This window comes from Arenibacter sp. P308M17 (assembly GCF_003426735.1).
Lineage (GTDB): Bacteria > Bacteroidota > Bacteroidia > Flavobacteriales > Flavobacteriaceae > Arenibacter.
Window position 1 is genome coordinate 105,510 of the sequence record NZ_QVON01000010.1, and the last position, 16,384, is coordinate 121,893.

13 protein-coding genes are annotated in these 16,384 nt (G+C 41.1%); 6 read left to right on the top strand and 7 right to left on the bottom strand.

The genetic code is table 11. From position 1 onward, the window contains the following. Nucleotides 1–60 precede the first annotated feature (60 nt). Complete coding sequence (locus D0S24_RS19415) at nt 61–708, top strand: ATP-binding cassette domain-containing protein (RefSeq protein WP_117021495.1); 648 nt, start codon at nt 61–63, stop codon at nt 706–708. A gap of 3 nt (nt 709–711) precedes the next feature. Here the strand turns inward: D0S24_RS19415 and D0S24_RS19420 are convergent, their stop codons facing one another. The 4 genes from D0S24_RS19420 to D0S24_RS19435 form a co-directional block, all read right to left on the bottom strand. Continuing rightward, nucleotides 712–1,656 (bottom strand): FAD:protein FMN transferase, encoded by a 945-nt coding sequence (locus D0S24_RS19420; RefSeq protein WP_117021496.1) that lies wholly within the window; start codon nt 1,654–1,656, stop codon nt 712–714. Nucleotides 1,657–1,957: 301 nt separating this feature from the next. After that, complete coding sequence (locus D0S24_RS19425) at nt 1,958–2,398, bottom strand: ubiquinol-cytochrome c reductase iron-sulfur subunit (RefSeq protein WP_117021497.1); 441 nt, start codon at nt 2,396–2,398, stop codon at nt 1,958–1,960. A gap of 49 nt (nt 2,399–2,447) precedes the next feature. Continuing rightward, the gene (locus tag D0S24_RS19430; RefSeq protein WP_117021498.1) at nt 2,448–3,626 is read right to left on the bottom strand and encodes an AIR synthase related protein; all 1,179 of its coding nucleotides are present in this window, start codon (nt 3,624–3,626) and stop codon (nt 2,448–2,450) included. Between the two features lie 89 nt (nt 3,627–3,715). After that, a complete protein-coding gene (locus D0S24_RS19435; RefSeq protein ID WP_117021499.1) occupies nt 3,716–5,902 on the bottom strand; it encodes a glutamine synthetase III in 2,187 nt (728 codons plus the stop codon). 197 nt (nt 5,903–6,099) lie between these two features. Here D0S24_RS19435 and D0S24_RS19440 point away from each other — a divergent pair, with 197 nt between their 5' ends. Continuing rightward, nucleotides 6,100–7,113 carry a glutamine synthetase beta-grasp domain-containing protein gene (locus tag D0S24_RS19440; RefSeq protein WP_117021500.1) on the top strand — a complete coding sequence of 338 codons (1,014 nt, stop codon included), beginning with the start codon at nt 6,100–6,102 and terminating at the stop codon, nt 7,111–7,113. 163 nt (nt 7,114–7,276) lie between these two features. On the opposite strand, the gene D0S24_RS19445 is transcribed toward D0S24_RS19440, so the two are convergent. Continuing rightward, nucleotides 7,277–8,215 carry a calcium/sodium antiporter gene (locus D0S24_RS19445; RefSeq protein ID WP_117021501.1) on the bottom strand — a complete coding sequence of 313 codons (939 nt, stop codon included), beginning with the start codon at nt 8,213–8,215 and terminating at the stop codon, nt 7,277–7,279. Nucleotides 8,216–9,154: 939 nt separating this feature from the next. Between D0S24_RS19445 and D0S24_RS19455 the strand changes: the two genes are divergently transcribed. Genes D0S24_RS19455 through D0S24_RS19465 form a run of 3 tightly spaced genes read left to right on the top strand, consistent with a single transcriptional unit; the run spans nt 9,155 to nt 11,832 of the window. After that, complete coding sequence (locus D0S24_RS19455) at nt 9,155–10,171, top strand: bifunctional oligoribonuclease/PAP phosphatase NrnA (RefSeq protein WP_117021503.1); 1,017 nt, start codon at nt 9,155–9,157, stop codon at nt 10,169–10,171. Continuing rightward, nucleotides 10,168–10,713 (top strand): gliding motility-associated peptidyl-prolyl isomerase GldI, encoded by a 546-nt coding sequence (gldI, locus tag D0S24_RS19460; RefSeq protein WP_117021504.1) that lies wholly within the window; start codon nt 10,168–10,170, stop codon nt 10,711–10,713. Before D0S24_RS19455 ends, gldI begins: the two co-directional genes overlap by 4 nt. Before the next feature lie 12 nt (nt 10,714–10,725). Further along, the gene (locus D0S24_RS19465; RefSeq protein ID WP_117021505.1) at nt 10,726–11,832 is read left to right on the top strand and encodes a peptidylprolyl isomerase; all 1,107 of its coding nucleotides are present in this window, start codon (nt 10,726–10,728) and stop codon (nt 11,830–11,832) included. A 361-nt stretch (nt 11,833–12,193) separates the two neighbouring features. On the opposite strand, the gene D0S24_RS19470 is transcribed toward D0S24_RS19465, so the two are convergent. Continuing rightward, the gene (locus tag D0S24_RS19470) at nt 12,194–12,652 is read right to left on the bottom strand and encodes a CBS domain-containing protein (protein WP_117021506.1); all 459 of its coding nucleotides are present in this window, start codon (nt 12,650–12,652) and stop codon (nt 12,194–12,196) included. Between the two features lie 940 nt (nt 12,653–13,592). Beyond that, nucleotides 13,593–15,053 carry an aminoacyl-histidine dipeptidase gene (locus D0S24_RS19475; protein WP_117021507.1) on the bottom strand — a complete coding sequence of 487 codons (1,461 nt, stop codon included), beginning with the start codon at nt 15,051–15,053 and terminating at the stop codon, nt 13,593–13,595. A gap of 208 nt (nt 15,054–15,261) precedes the next feature. On the opposite strand from D0S24_RS19475, the gene D0S24_RS19480 reads away from it, so the two are divergent. Continuing rightward, the gene (locus tag D0S24_RS19480; RefSeq protein ID WP_117021508.1) at nt 15,262–16,329 is read left to right on the top strand and encodes a DUF3810 domain-containing protein; all 1,068 of its coding nucleotides are present in this window, start codon (nt 15,262–15,264) and stop codon (nt 16,327–16,329) included. Nucleotides 16,330–16,384 lie beyond the last annotated feature (55 nt).

Genomic DNA, 16,384 nt, shown 5'->3' on the forward strand with positions numbered 1-16,384 from the left:
AATTTCATTTCTATTGGACATCTTCATAACCCTATTATTCATTAACATCTTCCGTTTATTTTGACCTTGGAAATAGATAGCGTTGAACTGGAATATAACGGTAAAAAGATCCTGTACGGAATTTACATTAAATTGGAACGTGGTAAAATTACGGGAATCCTTGGAAGGAACGGTAGTGGAAAAACCTCCGTGTTGAGAATTTTATTTGGGGACCTACAACCAAAATACAAGAACATCCGCTGCAATGGAAAACACCTTCCAGGACCATTATACACTACAGGAAAAATAGGTTACTTGCCGCAATACCCCCTTGTGCCCAAGGAGTTGAGCATGAAGCGCACCTTTGGTCTTTTCAATGTTCCATGGGGACAATTTATTAACATTTTCGAAAATTTTCAAGAATACGGCGAGACTAGGGTAAAAGATTTGTCCAGCGGGGAAATTAGGGTTATGGAAACATACTTAGTACTCATGTCCAACAAGGAAATTATACTTCTGGACGAACCTTTTTCTTTTATAGCACCCATATATATCGAGAAATTCAAGGTCCTTATCCAACAAGTCAAGAAAAAGAGTATTATAGTCCTTACGGATCATTTTTACAATGATATCCTGGCGATCAGCGATACGGTCTATCTTTTAAAAAATGGATGTTCCAAAAAAATAGGGGACATGAAAGAACTTAAGGGTCTGGGATATATTAATTAGGACTCAATTCATTAAGACACCACTACTTTTGTGCATTATATTATTATCGTCCACAATAATGGCCTCTGTTCCCTTCAATTGATTGATCAGCGCCATACCCGAATCCACTCCAAGTACAAAAATAGCGGTAGCCAGAGCATCCGACAATTCAGCGGTCTTTGAAAAGACCGAGACACTATTAATGCCGGAAATGGGTTTTCCCGTTCTGGGATCCAGAATGTGCGAATATTTCCTTCCATCAAAAGTGATATATTTATCATAGCTCTCAGAAGTAGCTACAGAAGATTCCAGAACTGGCAGCCACGAAAATATTTTGTCCTTGCTCAGTGGATTTGCAATTCCTATCAACCACTTTTCCCCTGTAGCCTTTGTACCCCAGGTAGTTAGGTCACCGGAAGCATTGATGACCCCGGCGCGAACCTGTTTCTCCACTAACAACTCTTTGGCCATATCGGCAGCGTAGCCTTTAGCTATCCCCCCTAGACCTATCTTCATCCCTTTCAATTGTAGGAAGACCGTTCTATCTTCCTCATTCATAATAATTTTTCTATACCCTACCTTGCTTACGGACTGTATTATATCGTCCTTGGTAGGTCTGAACTTCATGGAACCATCAAACTTCCAGATCTCTTCCAAGCCCGCAAATGTAATATCGAATGCCCCATTGGTTATTTCAGAAATCTGATTCGCCCTTTCAATTAGCTTAAATAGTTCCACACTTACCTTCACCGGTTTTATCCCGGCATTTTTATTGATCTCCGAGGTTTCCGATTCCTCGTCCCAGGAAGATACCAGTTTTTCTATCCTTTTAATTTCAGAAACTGCCTCTTCAATATTTATATAGCCTATTTCTTCATTATCGGCCACTACGGTAATATCAAATTTACCGCCCATTAAGTTTACGGATCGATGTACGGTAACATACTTGGGTTGTTGCGAATGGCCCATAATTACCGAACAAAATATTAAAAAGGAAAATAATGCCCTCACCCTTGAAGAATATTAAACATGGAACCTTTCCGTGTATTGCCCGGGGTAAGTGTATTGCCTTTACAGATCGCGGATCCGCTCCCTGAAGACCAAAGCCCATAAACCATTGCCTTATTACTTAGGTCGGGGAATGTAAATGACTTCGCAATACGAAAATAAGACATAGGAAAGGACCCATATACACAAAATAAGAGTCCGAAGAATGATATTAAGGAAAATCCCATGTAGGTCTGTAGGTTAAAATTTGGATTTGATCGGATTATTCAAAAACGCGAAGAATCTGCCCTTCCAACTCCGTTTTAAATATTTTAAGGGGTTTGGCCGGACTGCTATCTATCTGATTTAAAGGTGAGCCGTCAAGATCAAACCGGGATCCATGCACATCGCAATGAAAAATACCTCCATTATTGGTCGTAAAACGAACTTGATCATATGATTCATGGCTACAGACCTGACTGGCCGCTACAAAGTTACCATTCAAATCCTTGACCACCACGACCAAGTTTTTTAATATAAAACTTCCATTGTCCGCCAACTTGGATCCCTCGGAGGAATTCAAATCAATAGTGAAATCTACACCTTCCGGGATTTCAACAATATCGCCATTGTCATTATCTTTGGAACAACCGTGTAAGCAGGGAAAAGCAAGGGCAAATGCCGCTCCGGTACCTAAGGTCCTTAAGAATTGCTTTCTTTCCATAACGTAATTTCTTTATAAAATAACGTCGGAAAAAGTGTATTCGTATGCCTTAATACTCAAAGGTGCCATACTCACTTTTAATTGTGAGTTTTTTAACAGAATTCCCTTCCACCCTGCCCACAATCTGGGCCAAGACCCCATAACTTTCCGATATACCGATAAGATCTTCGGCAATTGAGGGATTTACATACAATTCCAACCTATGTCCACAATTAAAAACTTGGTACATCTCCTTCCAGTCGGTCCCCGATTGTTCCTGTATTAATTGGAACAAAGGAGGAACGGGAAACAGGTTATCCTTTACAATATGAAGGTTATCAACAAAATGAAGAATTTTGGTCTGCGCGCCTCCGCTACAATGCACCATTCCATGAATATCGTTCGCCCTATATTTACTGAGAATTTTTTTTACAATTGGTGCATAGGTTCGGGTTGGGGACAACACCAATTTCCCTGCATCCACGGGAGTATTGGGGACCTCATCGGTCAACCTAACATTTCCGGAATACACCAAATCTTCCGGCACTGCCACATCATAGCTTTCCGGGTATTTTTCCGCCAAGTATTTGGCAAAAACATCATGCCTTGCAGAGGTAAGCCCATTACTCCCCATACCACCATTGTACTCCTTTTCATAGCTGGCCTGTCCTGAGGAAGATAGACCCACAATAACATCGCCCGCCTTAATGTTGGCATTATTGATGACCTCACTCCTTTTCAACCTTGCCGTTACTGTGGAATCTACGATAATGGTACGCACCAAATCCCCTACATCTGCCGTTTCCCCTCCTGTAGATCTTATCGTAATCCCATGCTTTTCCAAGTCCTCTATCAACTCTTCCGTTCCATTGATTATGGCAGATATGACCTCTCCGGGAATTAAGTTTTTGTTTCTCCCAATGGTTGAGGACAACATAATATTATCCGTCGCCCCAACACAAATAAGATCATCGAGATTCATGATCAGGGCATCTTGCGCTATTCCTTTCCATACGGAAATGTCTCCTGTCTCTTTCCAATACATATAGGCCAAGGAGGATTTGGTACCTGCACCATCGGCATGCATCACTAAACAATACTCCCTATCATTCGTGAGGTAATCGGGCACAATTTTACAGAAAGCTTGGGGAAAGAGACCTTTATCAATATTTTTTATGGCATTGTGGACATCCTCCTTGGAAGCGGAAACCCCTCTTTGATCGTATCTTTTGCTAGTTGATGAGCTCATGAATAAATGTTTGCGACAAAAATAGGGGAATCCATAAAAAAAAGCCCACTAATTGCGGGCTTTTAATTCAATATTTATAAAGGTCCAGATTATTTAATGAACAATAGTTCCCGATATTTGGTCAATGGCCAAAATTCATCACCAACCAGTTGTTCCAGTTTATCACAATGGTAACGAATCTCGTCAAAATACGGCCTTACATTATCGCAATAGGCAAAAGCTTTTTTATTTATATCGGACATATTGTTGGCCTTCTTTCTCTCATCTACCATGGCATCGGTCTTGATCTTAATAGCACGGATATGCTCGGAAATCCGCTCGACAATATCCAACTGACTTTCCGACATTTTCTTGTGGGCGGCACCGTAAATTTCCTTTAGGCCTACCACATTTTTTATCAATTTATTCTGATACTCCACTGCGGCAGGGATGATATAGCCATAAGCCAGCTCATTAAATACCCTGCCTTCAATCTGAATATGAAGAATGTACTCCTCCAACTCTACCTCCTGCCGAACCCTCACCTCAATTTCGCTCATAACGTTCATGGACTTGAACAGTGCCAAACTTTCTTTGGAGGTCAGTACTTGCAATGCCTGTGGGGTATTCTTATTATTGCTCAAGCCTCTGGATTTGGCCTCATTCTCCCATGCCTCGCTGTAGCCATCCCCCTCGAACCTAATTCTTTTGGAGGTCTTGATATATTCCCTTAGGACATTAAAAATAGCCTCATCCTTTTTAAGCCCTTTCTTATCCACCAATTGATCTACCTCTTTTTTGAACGCCATAAGCTGCTTGGCCACAATGGTGTTCAGTACCGTCATTGGTTTAGCGCAATTGGACTTGGAACCAACGCCGCGCATTTCAAACTTATTGCCTGTAAAGGCAAAGGGTGAAGTACGGTTACGATCGGTATTGTCCAGAAGGATTTCCGGAATTTTACCTACCACGTTCAATTTTAATTCCGTCTTTTCCTCGGGCGATAATTTCCCTTTGGTAACCCCTTCCAACTCATTTAAGACCTCGTTCAACTGTTCGCCAATAAAAATGGAGAGGATAGCCGGAGGTGCCTCATTGGCCCCCAACCTATGGTCGTTGCTTGCCGAAGCTATGGAAGAACGCAATAATTCCTCATAATTGTCCACCGCTTTAATCGTATTCACGAAAAAAGTCAAGAACTGGAGGTTTTTCATGGGGGTAGACCCTGGACTAAGCAAATTGACCCCGGTATCGGTAGATAAGGACCAATTATTGTGCTTTCCGGACCCGTTTATATCCTTAAAGGGCTTTTCATGAAACAACACTTTAAAGAAATGCCTATCCGCAATCTTTTCCATGACATCCATTAACAATAGATTGTGGTCTACGGCCAGATTGGTCTCTTCAAAGATGGGGGCCAACTCAAATTGATTGGGAGCTACTTCGTTATGTCTGGTTTTTACAGGTATCCCCAATTTGGTACATTCCTTCTCCAAATCTTTCATGAAATTCAATACGCGGTTTGGAATGACACCAAAATAATGGTCGTCCAATTGCTGCCCCTTTGCAGCGGATTGGCCAATTAGGGTACGGCCGGCCAAACTTATATCCGGTCTGGAAAAGGCCAAGGATTTGTCTATCAAAAAATATTCCTGCTCCCACCCCAAGGTGGCATAGACCTTGGACACATTTTTATCAAAGAATTTGGCTACCGCTGTCGCCGCCTCATCCATGGCGTTCAAGGCCCTTAAAAGCGGGGCCTTATTATCTAGGGCCTCCCCTGTATAGGCCACAAAAACAGTGGGTATACAAAGGGTAGTTCCGTATAAAAATGCCGGTGAGGTAGGGTCCCATGCCGTATAGCCCCGGGCTTCAAAAGTATTACGGATGCCCCCATTTGGAAAACTGGAAGCATCGGATTCCTGCTGTACCAACTGGCCCCCGCCGAACTTTTCCATAACCCTTCCTTCAGGCGAAAAATCGAAAAAAGCATCGTGTTTCTCCGCTGTGGTTCCCGTAAGCGGTTGAAACCAATGCGTGTAATGGGTAGCCCCCATGGATATTGCCCAGGTCTTCATCCCTTCTGCTACCTGATCGGCAACTTTTCGGTCTATTTTAACCCCGGATACCACGGCTGCCTTTACCCTGTCATAGGCATCCTTGGTCAAATACTGTAACATACGTTCCTCATTGAACACATTTACCCCAAAGTATTCCGAACGTCTGCCGGTTTCCTCTACATTCATAACAGGCCTGGAATGACTGCTTGCTATAGCCTTAAATCTTTGATTTGACATAAATTCATTTTTTAACAAAAATAGCAATTCATAAAAATAATCCGCACAAAATACATATTTAATAATTTACCCCTAAAAAAATAGGGGTCTCAAAAAAAATTTAATCATTATTATCATTTAACCCACTAAAAAATGGCATATATGGTGGAAATTATTATTTTTGTCTGCGTTAATAATAAAAATCAACAATACATATTATGAGCAAGTCTAAATTAGAATACATTTGGTTGGATGGGTATGAGCCCACTCAAAACATGAGGAGCAAAACAAAGGTCGAGGACAATTTCAGCGGTAAACTGGAAGATTGCCCAATCTGGTCTTTTGACGGCAGTTCAACCCGCCAAGCTGAAGGAGGATCTTCGGATTGCGTACTTAAACCTGTGGCGATTTATCCGGATCCACATCGTGTTAATGGCTATTTGGTAATGACCGAGGTGATGAATCCTGATGGTACCCCCCACGTATCCAATGGTAGGGCTACTATTGAAGATGAGGATAATGATTTCTGGTTTGGATTTGAGCAAGAATATTTTATAATGGACACCAAAACAGAACTTCCTTTAGGATTTCCTAGGGGTGGATATCCCAAACCTCAGGGGATGTACTACTGTTCCGTTGGAGGTCTAAATACCCACGGCCGTGATTTGGTCGAGGAACATGCCGATGCCTGTATAGCAGCAGGGCTGAACTTTGAAGGAATTAACCAGGAAGTTGCCTGTGGACAATGGGAATTCCAGTTATTTGCCAAAGGTGCAAAAAAAGCAGGTGATGAAATTTGGGTAGCAAGATATCTTTTGGATAGATTGACCGAAAAACATGGTTATTATATTGAATACCACCCTAAACCACTTGGTGATACTGATTGGAACGGTTCCGGTATGCACGCCAACTTCTCCAATTCTACCTTGAGAACTTGTGGCTCCAGGGAAGTTTATGAAAAAATATGCGAGGCCTTCCGTCCCGTTGTAAAAGAACACATAGCCGTTTATGGCGAGTTTAACGAACAACGACTTACAGGTAAACACGAAACAGCCTCCATCAATGACTTTAGCTATGGAATTTCCGATAGGGGTGCCTCTATTAGAATACCGATCATTACAGTACAAAAAGGCTGGAAAGGTTGGTTGGAAGATAGAAGACCGGCTTCCAATGGAGATCCATACAAAATTGCAGGAAGAATAGTCAAAACGGTGAAGTCCGTTAAAATATAAAGAGTAAAAAAATAATTGTTGATTATTTTTACCGACCGTTCCTTTTGAGAAAGAGGGGCGGTTTTTTTTGCACTTTATTTTATGATAGTGGCCTTGTTGCTATCTAGCACGAGCGCGACACTCTCGCTAGTAAAACTTACATTTTCCAATGTAATTCGCTCTCCTATGTTATAGTGAAATATACAAATAGAGCGTACACCACCAAAAGAATTACTCCCTCCCTCCATCCCAGCTTGAGCATCTTGGGCAAGAACACTAAGGGAAGGATTAAAAAGGATGTGCCCAACATCCAAAAAATATCGTTGGTCAACAAACCTTGATCCAACACTTTAATAGGGGTAATCAATGATGTTATGCCCAAAACAGCCAACAGGTTAAAAATATTGGACCCGATTAAGTTTCCCAAAGATATTGCCTTTTCCTTCTTGAGCACCGCAATTACGGAGGCAGCCAATTCCGGAATACTAGTCCCGACAGATACTACGGTAACCGCAATTATCCGCTCACTAACCCCATAAAAAGTAGCTAGCCCAATGGCCCCCTTGATCAACATTTCAGAACCTCCCCATAGGGCAAGTCCACCAATACCTAAAAAAAGCACTGTTTTATATAACGGCAGCGGCACATCATCCTCGGGAAATTCATCTACAACCGCAGTTTTCTGAAAGCGCAAGAGATAAATCAGGAAAATAAAAAGCACAACCAACATGACCAGACCCTCATACCTTTGTAATTGTCCATCAAAATAAATAAAACCGAAAAACAAGAGGGATGCCAGCATCATTACAGGCCAATCCGTAGTGTAAAAACTATTTTTAACTTCAATACTGCCGAGGATAATGGTTATTGCCAGTACCAAACCTAGGTTGGCAATATTGGAGCCCACCACATTTCCCAGCGCCAAATCCGGAAAGCCCTCCAAAGCGGCATTTACACTAACTATTAGCTCTGGGGCAGAAGTAGCAAAGGAAACCACCGTCATACCTATGACTATCTTCGGTATATTGAGCTTTAGCGATAGGGCAACCGCCGCTTTTAGAAGCCAATTTCCTCCTGCAATCAACAATACCAATCCCAAAACAATAAAAAGTATATCGAACATGAAAAAGTTTTCCGGCAAATATAACCAAGAATCCGACTTTTACCTTCAACCCCTCCCTTGAGGAAATCTTCTAAGTACATGACAAAAACCGTCTTCACAAGGTTTCGCGGAAAATCCGTTTTACCACAAACCCTAAAGCCGGCCTGTACGGTAGGCAGGGGAGCCTAATTTTCTTTGATTTCTCCCCTGCCCGACTACTTCGTTCCCTTCAGTACCGGAACGGGCGGCCAGGCGGGCTTTAGGGTCAGGGTCAAAAATTAAGGAAAATCTTGCGAAATAGAATTTTGTCATCTACAATAGGAAAACTTTGAAAATTTAATAAAAGCCTTCTTAAGTTTACTTCGATCAGAATAAAAACAACAAAAAAGGCCTCTTTAACTATCACCCCCCCCTTGCAAACCGAAAAACAATTATAAATACGCATTATTTTATTACATATTAACAGGCTTAATCCCTTTTGCTATTTCATAATTAAACACTATACAAGAGATAGTTGACAAAATTATAATATAATCCATTATTTTCATTATAAAATTGTATTTAATTGTATCGATTCCATCGGTAGGTTTTGGTTATCTGCCCAGGTATTGCATATCTTAACTGGATAATCGAGTATTACACTATTCATCAATCATTAAAAACGCTATTATGATTACACTGACAAAAATTTTATTGTTCCTTATAATTTCAATATTTTTCAAGAAATAAACCAAGATTATTTCGGCCTATTTATAAAAGTAACGCCACCCAGGCCAAATCGGGGGCGTTATCAACTCTTGGAAAAACTTGCTTAAATGGGTTAAATTATTCCTGTAGCTGGCGGTGTTTTTCCTTTTACCAAAAGCATCCCTTTCGAGTATTGAAGGTTCCCCTATACCCAGTATTAAAAATAGATTCCTGGAACAATGCCATATATTATTAAATTGTATCTTTGCGCCCATGAATTTAGAGATTGCAAAAGCTATTGCGGGGATACTGGAGAAACCCCAGAAAATTGTAATTATCCCGCACAAAAATCCGGACGGGGATGCTATTGGTTCTACTTTGGGGCTTTGGCACTACCTAAAGGGCAAAGGTCAAGATGCTACCATCATTGTTCCCAATGATTTTCCCAAATTCTTAAAATGGATGCCGGGACAGGAACAAATAGTCAACTTTGAAAGAGACTCCCCAACCGCCACTTCCCTCATTAAAAATGCCACAGTAATATTCACTTTAGATTTTAATCATTTGGGAAGAATTGGGCAATTACAATCTTTATTGGAAGGTACATCGGCCACATTTGTAATGATAGATCATCATCAGGAACCGGATAGTTATGCCAAAATTATGTATTCGGATGTTAGCATGAGTTCCACATGTGAAATGGTTTTCAATGTAATTGAAGGTCTAAACGATGTTGAGAGCATAACCCCAGATCTTGCCATTTCATTGTATACCGGTATCATGACGGATACAGGGTCCTTTAAATACTCTTCCACCACCGGCCGGACACATATGGTCGTTGCCAAATTAATAGAACAAGGTGCCAAAAATACGGAAGCGCACAACAAGGTATACGACACCAACACCCCAAGTAGATTGCATCTTTTAGGTTGTGCCTTAAAGAACATGGTCATCCTGGAGGAGTTCAATACGGCATTTATCACCTTATCCCAGGAAGAACTGGATAGCTACGATTACAAAAAGGGGGATACCGAAGGGTTTGTTAATTATGGCCTAACCTTGGAAGGAATTGTTTTTGCCGTTATTTTTATTGAAAATCGGGAGGAAGGAATCATCAAAATCTCTTTTAGATCGGAAGGTAATTTCTCTGTAAATGAATTTGCTAGGGCCCATTTCAACGGAGGCGGACACACCAATGCCGCGGGGGGAAGAAGCGATGTTTCCATGATAGAAACAATAAGCCAATTTAAGTCCCTCCTACCCCAATATAAAAATGACCTAAACGCATGAAACACCTAATTTATTTTTTGCTTATTATCGCCTTAACCAACTGTAAGGGGCCGGAACCGCGTAGGCCGGTCAAAGTTAAAACGGGGAGTATTTTACAAAAATCGGTGGAACGCAATAAAGACCTATTGGCAAAGGAAGAAAAACAGATAATGGAAATTATTAAGGGCGACTCCCTGAACAGCTATTTCTCCAGTGGCAACGGTTCCTGGTATCATTACATCCACAAGAACGACCAGACGGATTACCGCCCAAAAACGGATGACCTGGTTACGCTACAATATAACGTTATAACCTTCAACAATGACACCATATACTCCAAAGAGAATATCGGGACCATAACCTATAAGGTAGATAAGCAAGATCTTTTTCCCGGCCTGAGAAATAGTATAAAACTTTTAAAGGAAAAGGAAAGTGCCACCTTCCTATTTCCATCCTCCCTTTCCTACGGATATCACGGGGACAAAAATAAAATTGGGGTAAACGTCCCCATTAAATCCACCATTACCATTTTAAATATAGACAAACAAGAAGACAACAATTAAAAATCAACTACAATGAAGAAAATTTATTTATTATTGGCAATCGCATCCATTGCGTTTTCAAGCTGCAAGTCTGGCAAGCATGCCGATTTGGGAGATGGCATTTTTGCTGATATTACCACCACCAAAGGTGAAATCCTCCTAAAATTGGAGTACCGAAAGACCCCTTTGACGGTTGCCAATTTTATATCCCTTGCCGAAGGAAGCAATCCTTTTGTTACCGACAGTCTGAAGGGCAAAAAATATTATAATGGCATCATCTTTCACAGAATTATAAAGGACTTTATGATCCAAGGAGGGGATCCTACCGGAACGGGCATGGGAAATCCCGGATACAAATTTAAGGATGAATTTAACGACTCCCTAACGCACCATAAGGCCGGCATCCTGTCCATGGCCAACTCCGGACCTACCACCAACGGAAGTCAGTTTTTTATTACCCATAAGGAAACTCCTTTTTTAAACGGCAGGCACACTGTTTTTGGGGAAGTTGTTGAAGGAATGGATGTTGTGGATTCCATTGCCAATGTAAAAACTGGGGAAGGCGACAGACCGGTGACGGACGTGGTAATGAACACCGTTGAAATTATTAGGAACGGCAAGGAGGCCAAAAAATTTGATGCCGTAAAAGTAATGAGCGATTACTTTGCCGAGGAAGAGGAAAAAATCAAGGCGATGGAGAAAATGAAAACTGATTTCGTTGCCCAAATCGCCTCGGAGGAAGCTACGGCAAAAGAGCTGCCGTCAGGGCTTAAAATACTTACCCTGACAGAGGGGGATGGTGAAAAACCCAAAGTGGGACAAAAGGTAAAGGTGCTATATGCCGGATATTTAGCCGACGGATCGCTTTTTGACAGTAATTACGAGGAGATCGCCAAAAAATATGGCGTTTATCAGGAGGCCAGAAAACAAGGTGGCGGTTACGAAGCCATTCCAATGGATTACAGCCCGGAAGCTAGGATAATTCCAGGCTTTAAGGAAGGTCTTATGGAAATGAAGGTCGGGGACAAGGTCCGCTTATTTATACCCTCCCATTTAGGTTATGGTGAAGCTGGTTACGGTCCTATTCCTCCAGATGCCAAATTAGTTTTTGATCTGGAAATTACGGAAATAGCCCAATAGTTATATTTTAATAAACAAAAAAACCTTGTTTGCATCCAAAATGGGAACGAACAAGGTTTTTTTTAATTTTAGTACATCAAAATCTCTCTTTAAAGGTTTCTCTGAAAATCGGCTTTGCCTCACCCGGAACTGCTGAAAAGCAGTCCCGACCCTGCCTACCGGCAAAGGCAGGCTCTCCCAAGGAGACGTAAACCCGTCCGTACCGTATCTGACGGATCGGAGAATCTTTAGATTAAAAAAATCTTGCGTAATTGAATTTTATCATGCTCTATGCTAACTTGTTTATACCTGAAAGTTGGTAATCAAAAAACAATGGGCAAGAAAAATTTGCCCAGCATACCAAATACGGAGGAAAAATGTATTACCAATTAGAGGATTTAAGTTTTAAAGTAGCTTTTAAAATATCTTTCTGGGAAATTTGTCCGACCAACTTTCCGTTTTCCACTATTGGAAAACGTCTGCGCCTTTCGTTCAAAAACTTATTGGCCGCATCAAAAATATTCATATTGCCATCAATCGTTTCCACATTTTTTACCATGTGTCCCTCCACGGTTAAATTGGAGCTTGGAAGATTGTGGTACCTGTTTTCGCTTATGTGCTTAATACAGTCCCCTTCAGAAATAATCCCGATCAATTCATTCCTATCGTTTACCACCGGACCCCCGGAAATTTTGTACTTCAAGAGGGCCACGATCACTTCTTCAACAGATTGTTCCGGTCTAAAAGTTATCAGTTTTCTGGTCATATAATCACTGACCCTGAGTGGTGCCTCTTCACTGGGTTGTTGAATTCTTGGGCCCTGAAAACTTTTGATACCCATATCAAATTACTTTAGACTCTTTTTAAATATAAAAAAATTTTTGAAGTTAACCTAGAAAAAAAGCGCTACACTATTACACCCACATTATTTCTCCTTCACTATATTAAAGTGAGTTCGGTTTATACTTAATTGTTAATGTGTTATTTATGATAATTTTGTCCGGTCGAGCGCAGTCGAGACCTTAATTTATGATATAACTGTCAAAAAAAACCTCTCGACTCCGCCCGCCTGAACGGCACGGGCAGGCCACCATTGGCAACTTTACTGAGAATCTCAATATCAATGATATGAACGGGGCAACGGTAGTCACTTCGACAGAGTCCCTTTTCGGGACTCCAGATAATTATCGGGAGAGAAGTCACAAATACTGGCCGGGAGCTAGATGTGCGATTTAGCTCATGCTATATTATTTTAGGGGTATTCGTGAACCTTCGGTTTAGCTTCGCTGAACCTTCGGTTTCTCATATGCATTCGAAATGACTACCTTGAAATCTTCAATTTATAACAGAAACCTATAAATATCTCTCTCTACCTATATCATATTTAATATGTAACCCAAAATCAACTTTTTGAAATAATGTCATTTTATCCGCTTGAAAAATGAAATTTCTTGGGTCTCGAGGGAGACAGTAGCATTTTTTTAAATATACGAAATCAATGTCTTGCAAATGCTTTTATATCAAACTCACGTTATATTAGTAAATGACAAAATTCAATTCCGTAAGATTTTCCTTAATTTTTGACCCCGACCCTAGAGGGAGAAATCAAAGAAAATCAGGCTCCCCTTAGTCCAGATAGTTTCTGGGAGCGAGTAAAACTGATTTTCCGAATAAACTTGTTACGACGATTTTTGTCATGTACTAGGCTTAACTGTATAAAACCGCAATAAATATCCAATCATCCTAAATCTTATTCCGAACCCAAATAGGCCATGACAAATCTACTTTTTGGGAATTGCCTTAAGTATTTCCAAAATGAACTTCCAAAATTTTTGTAATGACGATATGCTGGCCCGTTCATCGGGGGAATGGGCACCCTTTATAGTGGGCCCAAAACTTATCATATCTACCCCAGGATAATTCTTTCCCAAAATTCCACATTCCAAACCGGCGTGACAGGCAACTACTCTTGGCTGTTCATTAAAAAGTGCTATATATTTGATGCGTAACAATTCCAAGATGGCCGAATCGGGATTGGGGTTCCAACCGGGATAATCCCCGCTTAAAATCACTTCATAGCCCGACTTTTCGAAATTATCCTTCAATTCCTTGGCCAGCTCCATTTTCCCTTCCTCTAAGGACGATCTGGTTAAACACGCAATGTTTATCTGTCCATTGCCCACCTCCACCCTGGCCATATTATTGGATGTCTCTACCAAGTCCTTCATAGTGGCACTCATATTATAGACACCGTTATGGGCGTTCTTAACGGCATCCGTAAAAGCCAGCTGATCATGGGTATCCATTACCATTTTTGGAAGATGGGCAGCTTCGCAAACCATCTGTAGGTTAGGTTCGGTAGCTAGAAACTCCTTCTTCAATGAATGGGTCCAATCCTTGAACAATCCGTCCCATTTATCCGAGTCGGATGCTTTTATTGCTACCCAGGCGGTACTTTCCCTTGGAATTGCATTTCGCAATCCACCACCATCAATTTGCACAATCCTTAAACCGAGTTGTTCTTGCCCCAGTATCAACAAAGTATTCATAATCTTATTGGCATTACCCAATCCTTTATGGATATCCATTCCACTATGACCTCCCAAGAGTCCTTTTACCCCAATTTTGTAAGCTACAAAGCCTTCCCTTAAGGGGACCTCTCTATACATACCTTTAGCAGTAACATCTATACCTCCCGCACAGCCTATATCAATTTCATCGTCTTCCTCGGTATCCAGATTCAGCAAAATATCACCCTTCAACATTCCCCCCTGTAATCCCTTGGCCCCGGTCATTCCCGTTTCTTCATCAATGGTGAACAGTGCTTCCAAAGGTGGGTGGGAAATATTCCTGCTCTCCAACAGTGCCATAATGGTGGCTACCCCCAGACCGTTATCGGCCCCCAAGGTGGTACCTTTGGCCCTCACCCAATCCCCATCAATGTACATCTCTATGCCTTGGGTATTAAAATCGAAATCGGTATCCGCATTTTTTTGGTGTACCATATCCAAATGTGACTGTAAAATTACGGTCTTCCTATCTTCCATCCCAACTGATGCCGGCTTCCTAATGATTACATTTCCTACGGCATTCTTCGTGGTCTCAAGACCAAGGGACTTTCCAAAATCCAACATAAATGCAATTACCCGTTCCTCGTGTTTGGAGGGTCTTGGGACGGCATTCAGATCCGCAAATTTGTTCCAAACATTTTTAGGCTCCAAAACTCTTATTTCATTGTTCATATTTATTAATTGTTAAGAGAACAACCTCGGGGCAAGCCCACGAGGCATCAGGCTAAAACCTGAAAAACATTTCGACGCCCGCCTGAACGGGCAGGCCTGTCCGAACGGCACGGGCGGGCAAGCGTCGGACCATTTTAAATCTCACTTAGTGAGTCAAAAATACAGATAGAAAAACAACCATGCTAGATTATTGGCTATTTTTGGCCTGATGAAAACTAAAATCAAAAATCTTACCGCCCTCCTATTGCTTCCACAAATATTCTTGATAAAATGGCTAGGGCAATATCCCGAATTTATAGAAACCTATTACAGCAAAGGGATATATCCCTATATATCCGGATTTTGGCGCATCATATTGGGGTGGATCCCTTTTTCCGTAGGCGATATCTTGTACGCGCTTTTGGTTATCATGGGAATCAGATATATTATTATGAACAGAATGTCCATTAAATACAATATCCTTGGGTTTCTAAGGGACATCACCATGATATTGTCCGTAGCCTATTTTACATTTCACCTTCTATGGGGTTTAAACTATTACAGGCAGCCCCTTTCAAAAACCTTGGGTCTAGGAGAAAAACACAGTCAGCAGGACCTAATAAAATTTGTGGACCGATTGGTGATCAAAACCAATGAAATCCAATTTAGGATAACTTCGGATACCAGTAAAATGGTTAAAGTACCTTACAGCAAAAAGGAAATAATGGCCCGTACCTTGGAAGGTTACCAATCCCTAAATAATAAAATCCCTATTTTCACCTACCTCCACCCCAGTTTAAAAAAATCCATTTTCAGTGTCCCTTTGAGCTATATGGGCTATGGCGGTTATTTAAACCCTTTTACCAATGAGGCGCAGGCCAACAGTGCCTTGCCTAGTTTTAGGTTTCCGGTCATATGTGGCCATGAGATAGGGCATCAATTGGGGTTTTCCGCAGAAAATGAAACCAATTTTATTGGTTATTTGGCCACCGTTAGCAATGAGGATATCTATTTTAAATATTCGGCATATGCCTATGCCCTAAGCTATTGCCTAAATGAACTGGCGGGTCGGGACCAAGGGGAATTTAACCGCCAATACAACAATCTAAATCCCGGTGTTAAAAAGAATTATAAAGAAGTAGCAAAATTCTGGGAGGCCCATTCCAATCCAATGGAGCCTGTTTTCAAATCCATATTCAGTACCTTTCTAAAGGCCAACAACCAAAAGGACGGAATAAAAAGCTACAATGCCGTGGTTACCCTTTTGATCAATTATTATCAGCAAAATCCCTTATAACAGAAAAATAGTACATAAAAGCCGTGTTAAATTGAAAAAACATTAATTAGCTATA

Coding starts and splice junctions, on each gene's coding strand:
- D0S24_RS19470 (WP_117021506.1), bottom strand. CDS start 12,652: ATGGGTATCAAAAGTTTTCAGGGCCCAAGAATTCAACAACCCAGTGAA.
- D0S24_RS19435 (WP_117021499.1), bottom strand. CDS start 5,902: ATGTCAAATCAAAGATTTAAGGCTATAGCAAGCAGTCATTCCAGGCCT.
- D0S24_RS19465 (WP_117021505.1), top strand. CDS start 10,726: ATGAAGAAAATTTATTTATTATTGGCAATCGCATCCATTGCGTTTTCA.
- gldI (WP_117021504.1), top strand. CDS start 10,168: ATGAAACACCTAATTTATTTTTTGCTTATTATCGCCTTAACCAACTGT.
- D0S24_RS19475 (WP_117021507.1), bottom strand. CDS start 15,053: ATGAACAATGAAATAAGAGTTTTGGAGCCTAAAAATGTTTGGAACAAA.
- D0S24_RS19445 (WP_117021501.1), bottom strand. CDS start 8,215: ATGTTCGATATACTTTTTATTGTTTTGGGATTGGTATTGTTGATTGCA.
- D0S24_RS19425 (WP_117021497.1), bottom strand. CDS start 2,398: ATGGAAAGAAAGCAATTCTTAAGGACCTTAGGTACCGGAGCGGCATTT.
- D0S24_RS19430 (WP_117021498.1), bottom strand. CDS start 3,626: ATGAGCTCATCAACTAGCAAAAGATACGATCAAAGAGGGGTTTCCGCT.
- D0S24_RS19455 (WP_117021503.1), top strand. CDS start 9,155: ATGAATTTAGAGATTGCAAAAGCTATTGCGGGGATACTGGAGAAACCC.
- D0S24_RS19420 (WP_117021496.1), bottom strand. CDS start 1,656: ATGGGCCATTCGCAACAACCCAAGTATGTTACCGTACATCGATCCGTA.
- D0S24_RS19440 (WP_117021500.1), top strand. CDS start 6,100: ATGAGCAAGTCTAAATTAGAATACATTTGGTTGGATGGGTATGAGCCC.
- D0S24_RS19480 (WP_117021508.1), top strand. CDS start 15,262: ATGAAAACTAAAATCAAAAATCTTACCGCCCTCCTATTGCTTCCACAA.